The organism is Kocuria sp. KD4 (genome assembly GCF_011769905.1).
Lineage (GTDB): Bacteria > Actinomycetota > Actinomycetes > Actinomycetales > Micrococcaceae > Kocuria > Kocuria marina.
On sequence record NZ_CP050449.1, the window covers coordinates 541,256 to 560,368 of the forward strand.

General features: G+C 70.2%; 18 protein-coding genes. 15 read left to right on the forward strand and 3 right to left on the reverse strand.

Translation table 11 applies throughout. The features are described 5' to 3' along the window. Positions 1-33: 33 nt before the first annotated feature. Positions 34-1,794 (reverse strand): bifunctional 3'-5' exonuclease/DNA polymerase, encoded by a 1,761-nt coding sequence (locus HBK84_RS02460; protein WP_167318099.1) that lies wholly within the window; start codon positions 1,792-1,794, stop codon positions 34-36. A 570-nt stretch (positions 1,795-2,364) separates the two neighbouring features. On the opposite strand from HBK84_RS02460, the gene HBK84_RS12790 reads away from it, so the two are divergent. The 4 genes from HBK84_RS12790 (at position 2,365) to HBK84_RS02480 (ending at position 4,069) form a co-directional block, all read left to right on the forward strand. Then, complete coding sequence (locus HBK84_RS12790; RefSeq protein WP_370520627.1) at positions 2,365-2,688, forward strand: transketolase C-terminal domain-containing protein; 324 nt, start codon at positions 2,365-2,367, stop codon at positions 2,686-2,688. Next, a complete protein-coding gene (locus tag HBK84_RS02470) occupies positions 2,603-3,043 on the forward strand; it encodes a biotin/lipoyl-containing protein (RefSeq protein WP_167318100.1) in 441 nt (146 codons plus the stop codon). The genes HBK84_RS12790 and HBK84_RS02470 overlap by 86 nt, the downstream gene beginning before the upstream one ends. 118 nt (positions 3,044-3,161) lie before the next feature. After that, positions 3,162-3,374 (forward strand): 2-oxo acid dehydrogenase subunit E2, encoded by a 213-nt coding sequence (locus tag HBK84_RS02475; protein WP_167318101.1) that lies wholly within the window; start codon positions 3,162-3,164, stop codon positions 3,372-3,374. After that, complete coding sequence (locus HBK84_RS02480) at positions 3,371-4,069, forward strand: peptidyl-tRNA hydrolase (protein ID WP_206069182.1); 699 nt, start codon at positions 3,371-3,373, stop codon at positions 4,067-4,069. The genes HBK84_RS02475 and HBK84_RS02480 overlap by 4 nt, the downstream gene beginning before the upstream one ends. 61 nt (positions 4,070-4,130) lie before the next feature. Here the strand turns inward: HBK84_RS02480 and HBK84_RS02485 are convergent, their stop codons facing one another. Continuing rightward, entirely contained in the window at positions 4,131-4,685 is a 555-nt protein-coding gene (locus HBK84_RS02485; protein ID WP_167318102.1) for a hypothetical protein, read from the reverse strand. Positions 4,686-5,099: 414 nt separating this feature from the next. On the opposite strand from HBK84_RS02485, the gene ssd reads away from it, so the two are divergent. From ssd to HBK84_RS02520, 7 genes are all read left to right on the forward strand, one after another. Then, positions 5,100-6,128: a septum site-determining protein Ssd gene (gene ssd / locus HBK84_RS02490; RefSeq protein ID WP_167318103.1), complete on the forward strand. Its 1,029-nt coding sequence runs from the start codon at positions 5,100-5,102 to the stop codon at positions 6,126-6,128. Continuing rightward, the gene (locus tag HBK84_RS02495; RefSeq protein WP_167318104.1) at positions 6,125-7,411 is read left to right on the forward strand and encodes a TadA family conjugal transfer-associated ATPase; all 1,287 of its coding nucleotides are present in this window, start codon (positions 6,125-6,127) and stop codon (positions 7,409-7,411) included. The genes ssd and HBK84_RS02495 overlap by 4 nt, the downstream gene beginning before the upstream one ends. Further along, positions 7,408-8,193 (forward strand): type II secretion system F family protein, encoded by a 786-nt coding sequence (locus HBK84_RS02500; protein ID WP_240919068.1) that lies wholly within the window; start codon positions 7,408-7,410, stop codon positions 8,191-8,193. The genes HBK84_RS02495 and HBK84_RS02500 overlap by 4 nt, the downstream gene beginning before the upstream one ends. 380 nt (positions 8,194-8,573) lie before the next feature. Continuing rightward, positions 8,574-8,990 (forward strand): type II secretion system F family protein, encoded by a 417-nt coding sequence (locus tag HBK84_RS02505; protein ID WP_240505565.1) that lies wholly within the window; start codon positions 8,574-8,576, stop codon positions 8,988-8,990. Between the two features lie 184 nt (positions 8,991-9,174). Continuing rightward, a complete protein-coding gene (locus tag HBK84_RS02510) occupies positions 9,175-9,447 on the forward strand; it encodes a DUF4244 domain-containing protein (RefSeq protein ID WP_085106218.1) in 273 nt (90 codons plus the stop codon). Between the two features lie 374 nt (positions 9,448-9,821). Further along, positions 9,822-10,181 (forward strand): TadE family type IV pilus minor pilin, encoded by a 360-nt coding sequence (locus tag HBK84_RS02515; RefSeq protein ID WP_305047379.1) that lies wholly within the window; start codon positions 9,822-9,824, stop codon positions 10,179-10,181. 1 nt (position 10,182) lies between these two features. Next, positions 10,183-10,602 (forward strand): Rv3654c family TadE-like protein, encoded by a 420-nt coding sequence (locus HBK84_RS02520; protein ID WP_085106219.1) that lies wholly within the window; start codon positions 10,183-10,185, stop codon positions 10,600-10,602. Positions 10,603-10,730: 128 nt separating this feature from the next. Here HBK84_RS02520 and HBK84_RS02525 read toward each other — a convergent pair whose 3' ends face one another. Next, positions 10,731-13,061, reverse strand: coding sequence for a DEAD/DEAH box helicase (locus tag HBK84_RS02525; protein WP_167318105.1), 2,331 nt, complete (start codon positions 13,059-13,061; stop codon positions 10,731-10,733). Between the two features lie 172 nt (positions 13,062-13,233). On the opposite strand from HBK84_RS02525, the gene HBK84_RS02530 reads away from it, so the two are divergent. From HBK84_RS02530 to topA, 4 genes are all read left to right on the forward strand, one after another. Continuing rightward, positions 13,234-13,692 (forward strand): pyridoxamine 5'-phosphate oxidase family protein, encoded by a 459-nt coding sequence (locus HBK84_RS02530; protein WP_082943346.1) that lies wholly within the window; start codon positions 13,234-13,236, stop codon positions 13,690-13,692. 3 nt (positions 13,693-13,695) lie between these two features. Beyond that, positions 13,696-15,558 (forward strand): methyltransferase, encoded by a 1,863-nt coding sequence (locus HBK84_RS02535; protein WP_167318106.1) that lies wholly within the window; start codon positions 13,696-13,698, stop codon positions 15,556-15,558. A 10-nt stretch (positions 15,559-15,568) separates the two neighbouring features. Beyond that, positions 15,569-15,994: a pyridoxamine 5'-phosphate oxidase family protein gene (locus HBK84_RS02540; protein WP_085106222.1), complete on the forward strand. Its 426-nt coding sequence runs from the start codon at positions 15,569-15,571 to the stop codon at positions 15,992-15,994. A gap of 158 nt (positions 15,995-16,152) precedes the next feature. Beyond that, entirely contained in the window at positions 16,153-19,056 is a 2,904-nt protein-coding gene (gene topA, locus HBK84_RS02545; protein ID WP_167318107.1) for a type I DNA topoisomerase, read from the forward strand. Positions 19,057-19,113 lie beyond the last annotated feature (57 nt).

Below are 19,113 nucleotides of genomic sequence, written 5' to 3' on the forward strand. Positions count from 1 at the left end.
GTCTCAGCGTAATGCTGGTGCGCGCAGCCGCGGTCACTTCGCATCCGCGTACGACGTCACCACCGTCGTGGCCACCGGGACCGCCACGGGTACCCTGCCGAACACCGTGATCACCGCTTGTTCGGCCGCCTGCGTCACGAGGTCCCGCACCCGGGGCGCATGCTGCTCGGCACAGTGGACCATGACCTCATCGTGCAGGAAGAACACGAGCTGTGCGTCCAGGCCGGCGTCGTGCAGACCCTGTCGGATGTGCCCCAACCACGCGAGCGCCCACTCGGCGGCCGAGCCCTGGACCACGAAGTTCCGGGAGAACCGGCCGTGACCGCGCGCGGCCTGGGTGGCCCGGCGCTCGCCGGCCTGGGTGGCCGTGGCGCGCTGCACCTCAAACCATTCCGCCCCGGGAACGGGTGACCAGCGGCCCAGGTAGGTGCAGACCTGGTGCCCCAGCTCGCCCACGCGCGCGGCGTGTTCCACGTAACCCACGGCGCGCGGGAACATTCGGGCCAGGTGAGGCATGAACCGCCCGCCGGCCCCGGACGTCGCACCGTACATCGCGCCCAGCAGCGCGAGCTTCGCGTGCGCCCGCTCCTTGAGTTCCGAACCGCGTGCCTCGCCCTGCAGTGCGATGGACTCGTAGAGGTCACGGTCGCGCGACGCCTCGGCCAGAGCGTCGTCGCGCGCGAGGATGGCCAGAACGCGCGGCTCGAGCTGGGCGGCGTCGGCCACGACGAGCGCGCAGCCGGGATCCGCGCGCACGGCGCCGCGGATGTACTTGGGGATCTGCAGCGCACCGCCGCCGCGCGCGGCCCATCGTCCGGTCACGACGCCGCCCACGACGTACTCGGGGTGGAAGCGCTCCTCCCGCACCCATGTGTCCAACCAGTGCCACCCGGTCGCGGAGAAGATCCGGGAGAGTTTCTTGTACTCGAGCACCGGTTCCACGATGGCCACGCGCTGCTCCTGCGGCCGGCCGTTGACGAGGGCCCAGTCCTGCAGTCTCCACGCGCGCGTGGTGTCCACGTCCACCCCGGCGTTGCGCAGGGCCTTGAGCAGCTCCACGGGGGAGTCCGGGTTGAGGGTGGGGGCGTCGAGCACGTCACGTACCCGCCGGGCGAGTTCTTGCATGCGCGCGGGCCGCTCCTCACCGACCGGACGGGGGCCGAGCAGCTCCTCGAGGATCTCCTCGTGGGCCCGGGGGCTCCAGGGGACGCCGTGGTGGCGCATGTCCGCGGCCACCAACGCGCCCTGGGACTCGAGGGCCAGCAGGCGTTCGATCCGCCGGGGATAGCGCGCGGTCTCGCACGCCCGGTTCTGCGCGGCGAGCTCCGCGATCAACTCGTCCGTCCCGGGCCCGCGCTGCTCGACGACGGCGAACAGCGACCCCTGGCTGCTCGGTTCGGCCGGGGCGCGCGGACCGGGCACGCGGCGCGGGTCCGCGGGTTCGATCACGGGACGGTAGTCGAGTGGGCGGGGCTCGTCCGAGGTGGGATCGGGCGCGCCGGATCCGGGGGCGGTCGCGGCCGTGGCAAGGATCGTGGCGCACAGTCCCAGGTCCCGGCAGCGGGTCACCCACACGCCCGCGGCGAGCAGCAGTGCGGCGGGGACGGAAGTCTCGAGCCACGTCCACACGGGAGGCACCACGCCCGCGGCACGTGCCGCGTTCTCGCGCCGGGCGACCTCGAAGGCGAGGCCCTCGTCCGTGACGGTGTGCGGTTCCCCGGCGGGCTTGCCGTTCGCGGAGGCCACCCGCAACACCCAGGACCCGGGCTCTGCGGCGGCCACCACAATGTGCATGCTCCCAGTATGGGGCGTGGATCGGGTACGCCCGGGCCTCCTGGCGGAGCCGCGCGGGATAGGCGTAGTGACCTGCATCACAGAGACCTCATGACAATTGAATACGCGTTACTTCGAAGAGCGACATGAACGTTCACAACGAGGTGATGGATCCGGAACGAACGGGACTGGGTGAACCTCATCCCGTGCAGATGATCAGTCTCAGCGGCGAGCGTCTGTCCCCGAACGGATACGAGCTCGATACCCTCGAGATGACCGACCTGATGACCATGTACCGATCCATGGTCCTGTTACGCAGATTCGACCAGGAGGCCACGGCTCTCCAGCGCCAGGGCGAGCTGGGACCGCGGCCCAGGCACCCGGGGCCGAGAACACCACCATGACCCTGGCCGCTGCCACGAACCGGGGACTGCGCAAGGCCCTCGAGGACGATCCCAGGGTCGTGCTGTTCGGGAGGACATCGGCGCGCTGGGCGGGGTCTTCCACATCACGGACGGACTGCAGAAGGACTTCGGTGACCAGCGGGTCATCGATGCTCCCCTCGTGGAAGCGGGCATCGTGGTGACCTCCGTGCGCAAGACGGGTCGTCTCGTGATCGTCCATGAAGCGCCCACGAGTTTCGGTGAGGGCGCTGAGATCGCCGCGCGGGTCGGGGAGAAATGCTTCTACGACCTCGAGGCACCCGTGATCCGCGTGGGCGGGTTCCACACCCCGTACCCGGCGTCGCGTTCCGAGCACCACGACCTGCCCGACGTGGACAGAATCCTCGACGGGATCGACCGGGCTCTCGAGTATGGAGGAGGAGATCATGAATACAGCCCAGTTCAAGCTCCCGGACGTCGGCGAGGGCCTCAGGGACGCGGACATCCCGACCTGGAAAATCGCCGCCGGTGACGCCGTTAAGGTCAACCAGGTGATCGTGGAGATCGAGACCGCCAAGCCGGTCGTGGAACTGTCGTGTCCCACCGCGGGATCGGTGGCGACGATGCTCGCCCCCGAGGGAGCCACGGTGGAGGTGGGGACGCCCATCATCGACATCGTGGCCGAGGACGCCGGGGTGAATCTCGCCGCGCTGACCGGAACGGGTCCGGCCGGCGAGGTCACCCGCAGGGACCTTGCGCAGCACCTGGTAGGCACCGGTGGTCTCCCGGAGGTCGCGCCGACGACGTCGCCCGGCGCCCCGGAGGGCGACGAGACGTGGACCATCCCGTTGAAGGGCGTCCGCAAGGCCACGGCGCAGGCGATGTGACTTCTGCGTTCACCGCGCCGCACGTCACCGAGTTCCTGGACGTGGACGTCACGCGCACCATGGAGCTCGTGGCGCGCAGCCGCGGTGCGGAGGGATACGCCCGGGTCAACCCCTGGCCGTGCTCTCGCGGGCCATGTGCTGGACCCTGCATCGGACTCCGGAGCTCAACGCCTCGCTGCAGGGTGAGCAGATCACGGTCCCCCGCCGCGTGCACCTGGGGATCGCCACGGCCACGGACCGCGGTCTCATGGTCCCCCTGGTCCCGGACACGCACGCGCTGTCCGTGGGCGAGCTCGCGCTGCGGATCCGCGTGGGAGACTCGGGGCCATGAGTGCCGAGCCTACTGAGACCCACGACGTCCCCTGGGCCATGCAACTGGTGGTGTACCGGGATCGTGGGCGCCCCGCACGGGAGGTGGACGTCGCGGAAGCGGCGGCGCGCGCCGTCGTGATGCTGCTGGCCGACGAACGCAGCGCCCCGGGTGGGCCATGGCACGAGGCCGTGCGGACGTGGCGGGACGTGCAGATCCGCAAACTTGTGCGGCGCGCGGACGGCAAGCGCTGGGAGGACGTGCAGGCGTTACCCGGGGTCACGGTAGCGCAGAAGGCGCCGACTACGGCAGCGGACGAGCACGGCACCGCGGCCGTGAGGGCGTTCGTGCCCGCACCCGTGCAGCCCCTGCCCAAGCAACTGCACAAGCTGCAGGTGTCCGGCACGCAATTCCCGGCCGTCGGGGCCTCGGCCACGCAGAATGCCGTGGTCACCGTGGAGGTGGCCCCGGGACTCGGGATCTCGAGCGGCAAGCTCGCGGCGCAGTGTGGGCACGCCGCGCAGCTCGCGTGGGAGGCCATGCCCGAAACAGTGCGGGAACGCTGGCGCGTGGACGACTACCGGGTGCGCGTGGAGTTCCCCTCGCGGGAGGAGTGGGGCGGGGTCCAGAGGCCGGTCACGGTCACGGACGCGGGGTTGACCGAGCTGGACGGCCCCACCGACACCACCCGGGCGTGGTGGGTGGAACCCGCCTGAGCGGCGACTCAGCTGAGAGCCGGGCCTCATGGGGCATGCACCGCGCCCGGTCGGGCGGTGCTCAGGTCACGCTCGTGTGCGTGCGCTCGGCCTCCCGTGCCACGCCGCGGAACAGCAGGGACAGGTTTCCTTCGCTCCGGGCCCGACCCAACAGTTCCAGTGGCATCCGAGGACGCGAGGTCGCCACGATCTGCGACGCGGTCTCCGAGACGGGTCGCAAGACGAATCGGACGCGCGCGCCCCACGACGAGAACGTGATTCCCACCGAGATCCGCCCGCCCTGCGCATCGAGTTCTCGCAAGCCCAGTTTCGCGTGCTGGGCGCAGGCACGCTCGACCAGTCTCCGAAGTTCGGAGACGGGCACCGGTACCGTGAGTTGCCCTTGGCTGCGGGCACCGCATGAGGTGATGATGTAGTCCTCGCCCCGCTCGGTCTGCGGGCGCAGAGCGAAGAACCCGGGGATGATGACGGCCAGGAGAAGCAGAGCCACCACCATGATGCTGACCCGGCCCCAGTGGAATACCCAGAGCAGCAGGGCGAGCACCAGCAGGCAATAGAGCACATTCAGGATCACCGCCTCGACGGCCGATGTTCGTGTCACAGGGTTGAGGTCCATCAGCTCATGGTGGTGCTTCCCCGGACAACTGTGCACCACCGGTGACCGTTCCGTAATACTCGGCGAGCGCGCACGACGGGAGGGAACCCTCCGTCCCCGCGGCGGGCGATCTGCACAGCACCCGGCACGCCGCGGCGGGTGCCCGCAACGCTGCACAGTGCGGGCCAGCGGGCGCGGAACGTGGGTGTCACCGGCCAGGTTGGTGCCATGAACACCGCATCCATCACGGCTCCCGTCGACCCTCCGGGCGCCTCGCGTCGAGCCCGCCGCGCGGCCAGTCGGTCTTACGCAGCCTTTGACAGTGGCCATGGCGATCAGGGGTGTGGTCCGCTCCCTGCCGGGCCGGTCCCTGCGGATCGCGAGTCCCCGATCGCGGCGCGCTCGCGGGTCAGCGCAGCGGGGGGACGTGCACCGATGGGAAGCACGGCGACGGGCAGCGTGCAGTTGCTCAGCACCACCCCTGACCTCGTGGAGGCCGTTGAGGCCGTGTGTATCGGCGCCGGGGTTGCGCTCAGGGTGACGGACGACAGTGCGGGGGCGCGAGCGGCGCCGTCGGACGTCGTGCTCGTGGATGCCGCCTGGGCCGGGGACGTCGTACCCCGCGGGGCGGTGGTCGTGGCGCTCACCGAACACGCCGACGCGTGGGACACCGCGGTGAGGTTCGGGGCGTCCGCCGTGGTGGTGTTACCCCACGCGGCCGCGTGGCTCGCGGACATGATCTCCCGCTCGTCCGTTTCCGAACTGCCACGCACGACCGGGCGGGTGTACGGCGTCGTCGGCGCTACCGGGGGAGTGGGCGCGTCCACGGTGGCGTGCTGGCTCGCGGGGCACTTCGCGGCCCGGGGGGTGGGCACCGCGCTCGTGGACGGTGACCCCCTGGGCGCGGGCCTCGATCTCGCGCTGGGGGAGGAAACCACCGACGGGCTGCGGTGGCCCGAGCTCAATCAGTTCTCGGGCACCGTGGCGGCCGATCAACTGTGGGCGGCCATGCCGCGCCTGGATGCCCTGCGGTATCTCTCATGGGATCGCCACGCGAGCCTAGCGCACACCGTTCCGATGGCCACAGTGATCGCCGCGCTGCGTGGCGCCGCTGCGGTCCAGGTGGTGGATCTGTGCCGCTCGGACCTCGAACGGCAAGCGCGCTGGTGCGATGCCGTGCTGGTCCTGGCTTCCCGCACCGTGCGCGGGATCCTGGCCGCGGAACACACGGTGCGGCGTTGCGCACCCGTTCCCGTGGTGAGTGCGGTGTGCGGGGTCAACGTCGCGGACGTGGATCCCCCGGTCGTGGCCGAGGCCATCGGCGTGCCGTGCGTCGCGGCCGTTGCGTTCGACGCTCGCGTGCCCCAGCACCTCGACGATGGCACCGTCCTACGTCGCGGCCGGCACACCCGCCACGCGAAGACCGTGGCGCAGATCGCCCGGGCATTGGAGGAGCTGTCATGACGGTCTCATGCACGGTATCCCACGATCACGACGCCGCCCGGCCCGGTCCGCGCGACGCGTCGGGGTCGGAAGTAGTCGACCACACCGCAACCCGGTCCGGCCCGTGCGTCACGCCAGGACCGGAAGCTGCCGCGCACGACGCCGCGTTCGTGGACCAGGTGCGCGAACGCCTCCTGGCCGAGGGCGGTCCGGTCACCGACACCAGGATCGCCAAGGCCGTGCGGGAGACGGGCCGGGTGCTCGGGGCCGTCGGCTCCGTCCGGGCCGCCCAGCACGTCAAGGCGCAATTGACCGGGCTCGGGCCGTTGGAGCCACTACTGCCGGCGACCGGACTGAGCGACGTCTACGTCAACGGCCACGAGAACGTCTTCGTGGAGACCCACGACGGGATCCAGCGTGTCACGAGCCCGTTCACATCCGAGGCGCACGTGCGTGCGCTCGCGGTGCGGCTCGTGACCGCGGCCGGGCGAAGGTTGGACGACGGCCACCCGTGCGTGGACGTGCAGACCGCCACCGGGCTTCGGGTGCATGCCGTGATCCCGCCAGTGTCCACGTCGGGGACACTGCTGTCCATCCGTTTCCGGGCTCCGCAGCGGCTGTCGCTCGCGGATCTGGTGCACTCCGGGACCGTGCACCCGTTCCTCGCGGACGTCCTCACGGATGCCGTGGCCGCACGGGCGAATCTCATGATCAGCGGCGCCACTGGTTCCGGAAAGACCACCGTGCTGTCCGCGCTACTGTCCCAGTGCGCGCCGAGACAGCGCCTCGTGCTCGTGGAGGACGCCGCGGAGCTGAACCCCGATCATCCCCACGTGGTCGGCATGCAGTCCCGGCAGGAGAACGTGGAGGGGGCCGGTTCCGTGGACCTCACGGACCTGGTCCGGCAAGCGTTGCGGATGCGCCCGGATTGGCTCGTGGTGGGGGAATGCCGTGGCGCGGAGGTCCGCGATTTGCTGACCGCCCTGAACACGGGGCACTCCGGTGCGGGAACCGTGCACGCGAACTCCGCGCGGGCGGTTCCGGCCCGGCTCGCCGCCCTGGGGTCCCTCGCGGGACTCAGCCGTAGCGCCGTGGATCTGCAGGCTGCCAACGCGCTGGACCTCGTGGCCCACGTGAGCCGCACCCCCGCCGGACGCAGGCTGGATTCCCTGTGCACTCTCCACCTCGAGGACGGTGTGCTGAGCACCCGGCCCGCTCTGACCGTGGAGTCCGGGCATCCGGTCGAGGGGCCCGGGTGGTCACAGCTGGCACGGCTGCTGGCCCGAGGGCGTGACGCGTCATGATGCTCGCGTTTCTCCTCTTCGTCCTCACCGCGGCCGCGTTGCTCGTCTGGAGCAGTGGCGGCGCGCGCGGGGGCAGCCTCGCAGTACCCGCACACCGCTCGGGTGATGACGACGCCGACGGCGGTGCCGAGCGTTCGGTGGGCCCGGGCGTGTTCGCACGGTGGCGTCGTCGTGATCGTGCCGCGGAAGCGATGCAATGGGTGACCGTGGTGCGCCGACTGGCCGCGCTGCTGCAAGCGGGGCGGGCACCCGCCCGGGTGTTCGGCGAACTGTCCGCGGTCTCCACGGGGTCGGGACCTACGGGGCGGTGGATCGCCCGGATGTGCGGGGACGTCCACGCCGCCGCCCAGGTCGGGATCCCGGTGTCCGCCAGTCTGACGCGCTTCGCGAGTGCTCCCGTGCCCGTGGGTGATCGCGCCCTCGCAGCCACCGCGCGGTCCGTGTGCGCCCAGCTCGCCGCGTGCTGGGAGATCTCGGAGCGTTCCGGGGCACCCCTGGGACGCACGCTCTCGGGCGTGGCGGAGTCCCTAGAATCGCAGCTGGACGCGCAGGCCGCCCGGGACAGTGCCCTGGCAGGACCGCGGGTCACGGTGCGGACGCTGTCGTGGCTGCCCGTGCTCGCGCTGGGGCTCGGTGTGCTCATGGGCACGGATCCGATCACCACGCTGCTGACCACGTGGTGGGGTCGGCTCGCGCTCGCGGCGGGTGCCGCCCTCAGCATCGCCGGGCGATTGTGGACCCGGGCCCTGATGCATCGCGCCGAAGTGGAGAGCGCGTCATGATCGGGGCGCTGATGGCGGGTGTTCTCGCGGGATGCGGTGTGCTCGTGTGGCTTTCTCCCGGCTCGCGGCTGCGGATCCCCCGCGGACGACGACGTTCCCCGCGTGAGCTCGGGTCGTCCCGTTCGGGGTTGAATGGTGGGTTTCTTCGTCCTGGCTCAAGGGCCACGTCGACCGTTCACGGCGGATTGGCCCGGGGCGGGGACATCGGATCGACCGGGGTGAACGGGTGGTCGTCTGGGTCATCCACGACCCCGGGAGCGACCGGGGATGCTCGGAGTGTGGCGACCTGGGCAATGCCGGCGGACGCATCGCTGGGTCCCTCGGTCCGTGCAGCAACTGCGACGGCGGCGTCGATCCCCCCTCTACCCGCCGCGGCACTCGTGGAACTCACGGCATGCCAGCTTGAGACCGGACTGCCCCTCGCGGAGGCCGTGTCCGTCCTCGCGAACAGCTGCGCTGGAGCCGTCCACCAGCAGCTGGGTCGGGTCGCGGCCGCCCTGCGACTCGGGCTCCCGTGGGACGCGGCGTGGCCCGCGGATCAAGAACTGTCCCGGGACATGCGCGACTTCCGCGACGCTCTCGAGTTCACGGCCACCTCCGCCACGGCCTCGGCGTCCGTCCTGCGGGGTCAGGCGGACCTCGTGCGGCGAGCGCAGTACCGTCGCGCCGAACGGGCGGCCGAGGCGCTCGCCGTGAAGCTCGTGCTGCCGCTCGGCCTGTGCTTCCTGCCCGCGTTCATGTGCTGGGGTGTGGTCCCCGTGCTCATGAGTTTGCTGCCCAGGGTCTTCGGATCATGACCGGCCACGCGCGCCTGCACGGCGCTCACGCTGCGGGGAGGGGGAGGGGGCCGCCCGCAGGATGCTGCGCCCCGATCTAGACACGTATTTGCAACCTTCCACTTGTCACGAAGGCGGGTGCGCGACACCGCTGCCATCTCACCCCTCAACACATCACGAACACCCAACGAACAGGAATACCACCATGTCCACGATCACGCTTCCCGCCTGCACCACCGCGTTCGACGATCCCACGGAGATCCCCGTGGAGGATGCGACCCAGTCGATGCCGACCGCCGAGGTGCGGCCCCGCACCGCCGTCGATCCGGACGACCCGGACCTCGGGGCGTCCACGGCGGAGTACGCGGTCATCGTGCTCGCGGCCGCCGCGTTCGGCGGCGTCATGGCCGCGGTGCTGTCCTCGGACTCCGTGTCGGGCATGTTGCTCGGCATCATCCAGAAGGCCCTGGCCGTCTGAACCGCGCACCCACCGGGCCCGGGCCGTGGGAGGGCCGCGTAGGACCGGCCACCCTGCGGCCCGGGCCCGGTGCCAGAACCGCATACACCCGAACCACTCCGAGCCCCCGGGCCTGCCGCGCTTCTGTTCCGGCGGACCCGTTCGTCGGAGTGGGGCCACCACCACGCCGCCCGGAACTGCCACGGTCCCCAGTTACACCGTGGTTCGAACACCGTGGAGTGCCGGTGAGCGAGCGCGTGGCCGTCGGTAGAAGGAGGACTCCCATGAGAAGGTCAAGAACCGTGCCGGCGCACGATCGCGCCGAAGCCTCACCGGGACAGCCGGAGCACCCACCACGACATCCGGATGCCGGAGCGGTCACGGTGGAAACGGCCGTGATTATGCCCGGTCTCGTCCTGCTCCTGGCCGTTCTGCTCGCGGCCGCAGCTGCCGGGATGACGACCGTGCGCTACGAGGAAGCCGCCCGGGCCTCCGCGCGCGCCGCCGCCCGGGGAGAAACCGGCGAGGTCGTGGAACGCACGGCGCGTGAGATCGCCGGGGACACCGCCGTCGTCCGGGTGAGCGTCGCGGACGACCGGGTCACGGTCGCGGTGAACGGCCCCGCCCCGGGGATCCTGGGGACGTGGAGTGATTGGCGCTTGCAGGCCACGGGCAGCGCGGCCGTGGACACCGCTCTCGGAACCACCGGGGGTCCGAGCGCCGGGCCGGGGACGCTTGATCATGCGAGGCCGTGACATGACGTCGGACGAGGTGCACGAGCATCATCGGACTCGAGCAGTGGGCGCGGGGGATCATCGCGACGAGGGGTCCGGCACGGTGCACGGTCTGACACTGGCCGTGACGCTGTGCTTTGTCCTCGTGGTGGTCCTGCTCGTCGGGCAGGCCGCGATCCTCACGCACCGTGCGGCCAAGGCGGCGGATTTGGCAGCACTCGCCGCGGCCGACGTCGCTCGCGGCCTGAGCCCCGGCGTCCCGTGCGATGTGGCTGCGCGGGTGGCCGCCGACAACGGGGCGCAGTTGTCCGAGTGCGCGGTGGTGGCCCCTGAGAACACGATCGTGGACGTCACCGCGGTGATCGAGTTGCCGCAACCCCTCGCGTCACTGGGCCCGGCCACCGGGGTGTCCCGGGCCGGACCGCCGCCGGGGGAGCCGTGAGCTCCGGGAACTTCACCCCCGGAGCAGCCATCAGCCCCGCAGCAGGCGCCCGCCCCGGAGTGGTCCCCCACCTCGGAGTAGTCAGCCATTGCGGGACGGCCACCCGCCGCGTGACAGCCGCGAGCGCATCACGGCGCGAAGGACAGCACCCCGTTGAGCAGCTTGAGCGCCCCCGCCTTGTCGAGCGGATTGTTGCGGCTGCCGCACTTGGGGGACTGCACGCACGAGGGGCAGCCGGACTCGCATTCGCACTGCGCGATCGCGTCCCGGGTGGCGGTGATCCAGTGCCGGAACATGTCGTACCCGCGCTCGGAAAAGCCCGCACCGCCGGGGTGGCCGTCGTGCACGAAGATCGTGGGCAGTTCGGTGTCCACGTGCAGGGCGGTCGAGAGCCCGCCCACGTCCCACCGGTCACAGGAGGCCAACAGTGGCAGGAGCCCGATCATCGCGTGTTCCGCGGCGTGCAGGGAGCCGGGGATGTCCGGTTCCTCGATCCCCATCGCGGCCAGCTGACCCCCGGAGACCGTGAACCATGTGGCCGTGGTGGACAACTGGCGGGGCGGCAGATCCAGGGGTTCCTCACCCGCCACCTCGTTGGACGCCACCAGTTTGCGTTGATAGCTGACCACCTGGGTGGTCACGTCCACGGCCCCGCGGTGGATGCTCACGGGACCCCACTGCATCGAATCGCGCACGTCCCGCACGCGGACCTCGGTGATGTCCCGCGCGACCGTGTAGAAGTCCGGGAACGCGCGGCGTACCGCCGCCACGTGTAGTTCCTCGTCCAGTTCCTCCACCAGATAGGTTCGGCCCTGATGCACGTAGACCGCGCCCGGGTGGGCTTGGTAATGCGATTGCGGAGCGCCCATGGTGCCGAGCACCGAGCCGGTCTCCGAGTCGATGATCTGCACGGGACCGCCGTCCCCGGAACGGATCGACACCATGGTGGCGGGCTGTTCGGACCGGGTCCAGAACCACCCGCTCGGGCGTCGGCGCAGGTGCCCCGCGCCCGTGAGGGAGTCGACGACGTCGCGCGCGGTGGGCCCGAACAGCTCGAGTTCGTCGGGGCGCAGGGGCAGTTCTGCGGCGGCCGCGCACAGGTGCGGTGCGAGCACGTAGGGGTTGGAGGCCTCGAACACCGTGGCCTCCACGGGGACGTCGAAGATTGCCTCGGGGTGGTTGACCAAGTAGCCGTCCAGGGGATCGTCACCGGCGATCAGTGCCGCCAAGGCGTGCTGGCCCGCCCGCCCGGCGCGGCCGATCTGCTGCAGGAAGGACGCGCGGGTGCCGGGCCACCCGGCGACCAGGACGGCGTCGAGCCCCGCGATGTCGATCCCGAGCTCGAGTGCGGACGTGCTCGCGACCCCCAGCAACCGCCCGTCCCGCAACTGCTGTTCCAGCTCGCGGCGTTCCTCCGGCAGGAATCCCGAACGGTAGGCGGCCACGCGATGACCGAGCGAGGGGTCCACCTCCTCGAGCTGCCGATGGGCCGCCTGTGCGATGGTCTCCGCGCCGCGGCGGGAACGGATGAAAGCGATCGTGCGGATCTGACGCAGCACCAGGTCGGTGAGCATGTCGGAGGCCTCGGCTGTGACCGTGCGGCGACGGGGCGCGCCGTTGTCCGAACCGCCGGGCGACTGTTCCGGCTCCCACAGCACCACGGTGCGCGAACCGTGGGGCGAGGTGTCACGGGTCACCGCCGTCACGTCCTGTTCGGACGCGCCGATGAGCTTGGCGAATGACTGCTGCGGGGACGCACTCGTGGCGGACGCCCCCACGAACACGGGGGAGGCCCCATAATGCGCCGCGACCCGGACAAGTCGGCGCAACAGGACGGCCACGTGCGAACCAAAGACCCCCCGGTAGGAATGTGCCTCGTCCACGATCACGAACCGCAGCCGCCGGAAGAACCGCGACCAGCCGATGTGATGCGGCAGGATCCCGTGGTGGAGCATGTCCGGGTTGCACAGGATCACGTCCGCGTGCTCCCGGATCCAACGGCGCTCGCCGGGATCGGTGTCCCCGTCGTAGGTCGCCGCGCGCACGTCCGCGAAACCGAGTGCACGCAGGGACGTGAGCTGGTCCGCGGCCAGGGCCTTGGTGGGCGAGATGTAGAGGGCCGTGGCCTCGTCCGGATGGTGCAGCAGGCCGGGGCGTTCGGCCACCGCGAGTTTGCCCCGGTGCACGGCGTCGAGCACGAGGGACTGGTAGACCAGGGACTTCCCCGAAGCGGTGCCCGTGGCCACGATCGCGTGTCGCGGAGCGGCCAGCGCAGCGACCTGGTGCGCGTACGGTTCATGGATACCCAGCCGTTCATATGCGCTGACCACGTCCGGGTGCAGCCATTCGGGCCAGGGCGCGTGGGTGGGTTCGCGTTCCGGGATCTCGCGCACATGACGTACCTGCTCGGGGCGGGGTCCGCGTCCGAGCAGGTCCACCATCTCCTGCGAAGTCGTCACCGTGACATTGTGGCCCACACCGGGCGGGGACGACGCCGCCCGGCCACCAATGCGCGGGGCCCGCCACGCGTCGTCGGCTCCCTGCCTGTGCGGGGACCCGGTGCCGGAATCCGATGCGGGGAAGACACCGCCACCTGGCCCACGTCCCGTACCCGCATGGAATCATGGGGGTATGAGCAACGCTGAGCACCCGCACCCCATGAACATCGCCCACGAGCACGATGACGCGTCCCAGGTCCCGCCCATCACCGAGCTGAGCGAACAGGAGAGCTGGGAGCTGCTCAAGCAGGCACGCTTCGCGCGGCTGGCGACTCGCGACGGCGACGAGATCGACATCACCCCGCTGAACATCGTGACCGACGGCGAGAAGATCTTCTTCCGCTCCGCCAAGGGCACCAAGGTCCTGCACCTGCAACTGAACCCGAACGTGACGGTCGAGATCGACCGCGCCGCCGGTTCACAAGCGCACTCCGTGGTGGTGCGCGGCACGGCCGAGATGATCACGGACACGGACCGGATTGCGTACGTGGAAGAGCTTGGTCTGCGACCGTGGTTGGAGACGGAGAAGATCGAGTTCGTGGAGATCACGCCCACGCGCATCACGGGTCGTGCCTTCCGGTTGGGTCACTGACGGGTGGTCTCTTCCTGTCCCAACGACGCCGTTCCCAGGCCCGCGTTCAGCGTGGTCCCGGATGCCCCGCGCTCCGATGACCCGGAGCTGATCGCCCGCCTCCACGACGACCTCGTGGCCGCGGGGTTCACGGTGGACGGGGTCACGGACCTCGTGGGCGAGCAGGCCATGTCCGCGTGGTCGCGGGACCAGGCGGTCCCTGCCCGTCGCGCCCTGCAACGGCGCTCGCAGGACCTCGGTTCGGTGCCGGGCGGTGCGGAAGATACTCGCTCCTCACCGCGCGGCGTCGGCAACGCTGCGGATTCCGCGGGCCATGACGTCGCCGCGTTGATCACCCTCGCCGCGTTCTTCCTGCTCGGGGACCCCGTAACGGCCACATCGCTCGACGCCGCGCTGCCCTCCGTGGGCGCTTCCGGCCTGCAACGGTTGGGTCTGGTCGAGGCCGGCGTTGAGCGGGCCGATGGTGCCGCCGACGCTGCTGCGCGCGGGCTCCGTGAGAACTGCCCGTCCCACGCGAACCCGGACGAGAGCGCAGCGGCGGATACCCCCGCGCCCTGCGTCACAGTGCGCTCCGCGGTGGATCTGCGGCCCTACGCCACGGATTCCTCGGCCGAGCTGTACGTCGCGAGCGACCTGGGTGCGTTCCAGCGACCGGGCGTGCTGCGCCATGACCACGTGCTGGGCATCGGGGGTGCATCGCTGACCCTCGTGCAGTCCACACCGCGCCGGCCCGTGGACACCGCCCTGGATCTGGGGACCGGATGCGGGATCCAGACCTTCCACCTCTTGGCCCACGCGCGCCACGTCACGGCCACGGACATCTCCGACCGCGCCCTGGCCACCGCGCGGTTCAACCTGATCCTCAACGCCGAGGCATTGGACGTGGACCCGTGGGACTTGCCCGCCCGGGTGAGCCTGGAGCGGGGGAGCCTGGTGGAGCCCGTGGCAGATCGCCGGTTCGACATGGTCGTGTCCAACCCGCCCTTCGTGATCACGCCGCGCAGCCCGGACGAACACGCCGAGGACCGCTTCACCTACCGGGACGGCGGTCTGCCGGGGGACCGGCTCGTGCGGGAATTATTGGGCGCGCTGCCCACCGTGTTGAACCCGGGGGCCACCGCGCACCTGCTCGCGAACTGGGAGATCCCGCGCGATCCGCACGAGGAGCCCTCGACCACGTGGTCCCGCGGGCCGGCATCGTGGGTGCCGCCGGGAACCGGCGCGTGGCTCGTCCAACGTGAAGTGCAGGACCCGTGCGAGTACGCCGAGACCTGGTTGCGGGACGCGTCCCAGCAGCGTGACGTCGCCGACTACGAACGTGCCTACGCGGCCTACCTGGACGACTTCGACTCCCGGGATGTGGCCGCGGTGGGCTTCGGCATGGTGTGGTTGTACCGCCCGGGTGAGGAAACACCGGATATTGCACCGCGGATCTTCGAGACCGTCCCGCACCCGATCCAGCAACCCATCGCCCCGGCGCTCGCCGCGGAGTGGGAGCGCATGCTGCGCATGGCGCGCGACGAGGCGGACCACGGCGCTCGCGGCCCGGCAGCGGCGTCGGGCACCGATCCCGCGTGGCTCGCGCGGCACTACACCGTGGCGCAGGACGTGACCGAGGAACGCCACGGCACACCCGGGGCCCCGGACCCGGCCCTGATCCTGTTGCGGCAGGGGGCGGGACTGCGTCGGAGCGTAATCCTCTCGAGCGAGGCGGCGGGCTTCGCGGGCGTGTGCGACGGCGAGCTCAGCGCGGGGCAGATCCTCACGGCCCTAGGATCGCTGCTGGGGTGGCAGGACGGCCCGGCACCCCAGCTGCTGCGTGAAATCAAAGGCCTGATCACACATGGCTTCCTGACGGAGGTGTAAGACTGAACCCATGAGCGAGAACCTGAATCCCTTCCGGGTCATGGATTCCCAGCGGGTCTGGGAGTTGTTGGGCGACATGCCGTACGGCCGCCTTGCCGTCCAGGGCGCGGGCCTCGTGGACATCTTCCCGGTCAATCACGTGGTCAATCAGCGAAAGATCTATTTCCGCACGTCACAGGGCACCAAGCTGGCCAGCCTGGTGGTGAACAACCACGTGGCGTTCGAGGTGGACAAGGTCGAGGGCACCCACGTTGAATCCGCGGTGGTCCACGGCCGGGCGCGCCGGTTGGAGACCCGGGCGGAGGTGGAGGCGGCGGAACAATTGCCGCTGACCCCGTGGGCACCGAACTACAAGTTCCACTACGTGGTCCTGGAGCCGGACGACGCCACCGGACGCGAATTCACCATGGGTGAGGAACCGGATCACGACCTGTAGTGATCCAGCGTGTCGTACGCTGACGTCCCGGGCACGGAGTGAACGCGGCGCGCGGAGGAATCGAGCGCCGTCGCCCACGCCCACCGGCCGATCAGCATGAACGGCCAGCATTGAACACAGACCCGCCCCGCAACCACGGGTCATGACGAGGAGCACCTTTGGCATCCAAGGCCACCAAGAACGCCGGTACGGGCAAGAGCCTGCTGATCGTGGAGTCACCGTCCAAGGTGAAGACGATCGCGGGGTACCTGGGGGACGCCTATGAAGTGGAGTCCTCCATGGGCCACATCCGTGACCTGCCGCAGCCCTCCGAGCTGCCGACGGACATGAAGAAGGGCCCGTACGGCAAGTTCGCGGTGGACGTGGAGCACGAGTTCGACCCGTACTACGTGGTCAACCCGGACAAGAAGAAGAAGGTCACGGAGCTCAAGCGCAAGCTCAAGGACGCGGACGCCCTGTACCTGGCCACGGATGGTGATCGCGAGGGTGAGGCGATCGCGTGGCACCTGTTGCAGGTGCTCAAGCCCAAGGTCCCCGTGTACCGCTTGACGTTCCCGGAGATCACCCGGGAGGCCATCGAGCGCGGGTTCGCGCAGTTGCGGGAGATCGACCAGGACCTCGTGGACGCCCAGGAGACCCGCCGCATCCTGGACCGGCTCTACGGCTACGAGATCTCCCCTGTGCTGTGGCGCAAGGTTTCCTCGGGGCTCTCCGCCGGGCGCGTGCAGTCCGTGGCCACCCGCCTGGTGGTCCAGCGCGAACGGGAGCGGATCGCGTTCGTGCCCGCCGACTACTGGGACCTCACCGGCACCTTCTCCCGGCCCGAGGGGCAGGACGCCGGGCGGGCCTTCACCGCGCGGTTGAGCTCCCTGAACGGCCGCCGCGTGGCCACCGGCAAGGACTTCACGGACCGCGGCGAGCTCAAGGCCTCCGGTCAGAACGCCCCCGCCGCGCTGGACGAGACCGTGGCCACGGCGCTCGCGGCCGGATTGCAGGACGCCGAGTTCTCGGTCCGTTCGCTCGAGACCAAGCCCTACACGCGCCGTCCCGCCGCACCGTTCACCACCTCCACGCTGCAGCAGGAGGCCGCTCGCAAGCTGCGTTTCACCTCGCGCACCACCATGCGGGTCGCGCAGCGGTTGTACGAGAACGGCTACATCACGTACATGCGTACCGACTCGGTCGCGCTGTCCGATCAGGCGGTCAACGCCGCGCGCTCACAAGCCAAGGAGCTCTACGGCGCGGAGTTCGTCCCCGCCTCCAAGCGCGTGTACGCGTCCAAGTCCAAGAACGCGCAGGAGGCCCACGAGGCCGTGCGCCCCGCGGGGGACACCTTCCGCACCCCGTCGCAGGTGCGCTCGCAGCTGTCCGTGGACGAGTTCAAGCTCTACGAGCTGATCTGGAAGCGCACCGTGGCCTCCCAGATGGAGGACGCCAAGGGCAACACCGCGACCGTCCGCCTGGGCGCCACGGCCACCTCCGCCGCCGGGGAGCATTCCGGGGCCGACGCCGAGTTCTCGGCTTCCGGGACCGTCATCACCTTCCGGGGGTTCCTGGCCGCGTACGAGGAAGGCCGGGATGTGAACCCGGATCTCGCCCATGAGAACTCGAAGCAGTCCGAGAAGTCCGAGGACAAGCGGCTGCCCGTGATGGCCGAGGGTGACGCCCTGGACGCCTCCGAGGTCACCGCGGACGGGCACACCACCACGCCCCCCGCCCGCTACACCGAGGCCTCCCTCGTGAAGACCCTGGATGAACTGGGGATCGGGCGGCCCTCCACGTACGCCGCGACCATCTCCACGATCATGGACCGCGGTTACGTGCAGGTGCGAGGCTCGGCGTTGATCCCGTCCTGGCTCGCGTTCTCCGTGGTGCGGTTGTTGGAGGAGCATTTCTCCGACTACGTGGACTATGACTTCACGGCGGAGCTCGAGGAGGACCTGGACCGGATCGCCCGTGGCGAGGCCGAGCGGGTCAAGTGGCTCGAGGGGTTCTACTTCGGTGACACCGCCTCCGAACCAGGACTCAAGCCGCTCGTGGACGACCTCGGGGAGATCGACGCCCGCGCCGTGAACTCGATCCCCGTCACGGACGAGATCACGTTGCGCGTGGGCAAGTTCGGTCCGTACCTCGAGACCGGTGGCACGGTGGATCCGGAGACGGGGGAACTGACCGACCCGGTGCGCGCGAACGTCCCGCTGGACCTCGCCCCGGATGAGCTCACGCCCGAGAAGGCGCGGGAACTCATGGAGATCGGCAAGGCGGACGGCCGTGAGCTGGGCGTGAACCCGGACACCGGTCGGATGATTGTGGCCAAGGACGGCCGTTACGGTCCCTACGTCACGGAGGTGATCCCGGAGCCCACGCAGGAGGAACTGGACGCGATCCCCACCGAGTACTACAAGAACGGCAAGCCCAAGCCCAAGAAGGTCGAGCGGCCCAAGCCCAACACGGCATCCCTGTTCTCGTCCATGAACCTGCAGGACATCACCCTGGACGACGCCCTCAAGCTGCTGTCCCTTCCCCGGGTACTGGGTGAGGACACCGACGGTGAGACCATCACGGTGCAGAACGGGCGTTACGGCCCGTACCTGAAGAAGGGCTCCGACTCCCGGTCGATCGGTTCCGAGGACCAGATCTTCACGATCACCCTGGACGAGGCCAAGACCATTTACGCGCAGCCCAAGCAGCGCGGTCGCCAGGCCGCCAAGCCCCCGCTCGCGGATCTGGGTGCGGATCCCCTGACCGAGAAGCGCATGGTCATTAAGGAAGGCCGCTTCGGCGCGTACATCACGGACGGGGAGACCAACGTGACGGTCCCGCGTGCCGAGGCGATCGAGCAGATCACCGCGGCCCGCGCGTCCCAGTTGCTCGCCGAGAAGCGGGCGAAGGGCCCGGCGCCCGCCAAGACGACGTCGCGCTCTCGCAGCTCGGCCAAGAGCGGCACGGCCAAAAGCGGGACGGCGAAACGTTCCACGGCCAAGGGTGCGACTACCAAGAGTGGCGCGGCCAGGAAGACCACGCGCAAGACCGCCGGCGCGGGGCGTTCCGCGAGCAAGTAGGACCGGTTCGTGCGGCGGCGTCCCGGCGGCGTCGTCCCCGCGGTCGTCCCGAAGCCC

Bases quoted from the DNA above. Each gene is read 5' to 3' on its own strand.
- HBK84_RS02460 (WP_167318099.1), bottom strand. From the start codon at position 1,794: ATGCACATTGTGGTGGCCGCCGCAGAGCCCGGGTCCTGGGTGTTGCGG.
- HBK84_RS02470 (WP_167318100.1), top strand. From the start codon at position 2,603: ATGAATACAGCCCAGTTCAAGCTCCCGGACGTCGGCGAGGGCCTCAGG.
- HBK84_RS02480 (WP_206069182.1), top strand. From the start codon at position 3,371: ATGAGTGCCGAGCCTACTGAGACCCACGACGTCCCCTGGGCCATGCAA.
- HBK84_RS02485 (WP_167318102.1), bottom strand. From the start codon at position 4,685: ATGGACCTCAACCCTGTGACACGAACATCGGCCGTCGAGGCGGTGATC.
- ssd (WP_167318103.1), top strand. From the start codon at position 5,100: ATGGGAAGCACGGCGACGGGCAGCGTGCAGTTGCTCAGCACCACCCCT.
- HBK84_RS02495 (WP_167318104.1), top strand. From the start codon at position 6,125: ATGACGGTCTCATGCACGGTATCCCACGATCACGACGCCGCCCGGCCC.
- HBK84_RS02500 (WP_240919068.1), top strand. From the start codon at position 7,408: ATGATGCTCGCGTTTCTCCTCTTCGTCCTCACCGCGGCCGCGTTGCTC.
- HBK84_RS02510 (WP_085106218.1), top strand. From the start codon at position 9,175: ATGTCCACGATCACGCTTCCCGCCTGCACCACCGCGTTCGACGATCCC.
- HBK84_RS02520 (WP_085106219.1), top strand. From the start codon at position 10,183: ATGACGTCGGACGAGGTGCACGAGCATCATCGGACTCGAGCAGTGGGC.
- HBK84_RS02530 (WP_082943346.1), top strand. From the start codon at position 13,234: ATGAGCAACGCTGAGCACCCGCACCCCATGAACATCGCCCACGAGCAC.
- HBK84_RS02540 (WP_085106222.1), top strand. From the start codon at position 15,569: ATGAGCGAGAACCTGAATCCCTTCCGGGTCATGGATTCCCAGCGGGTC.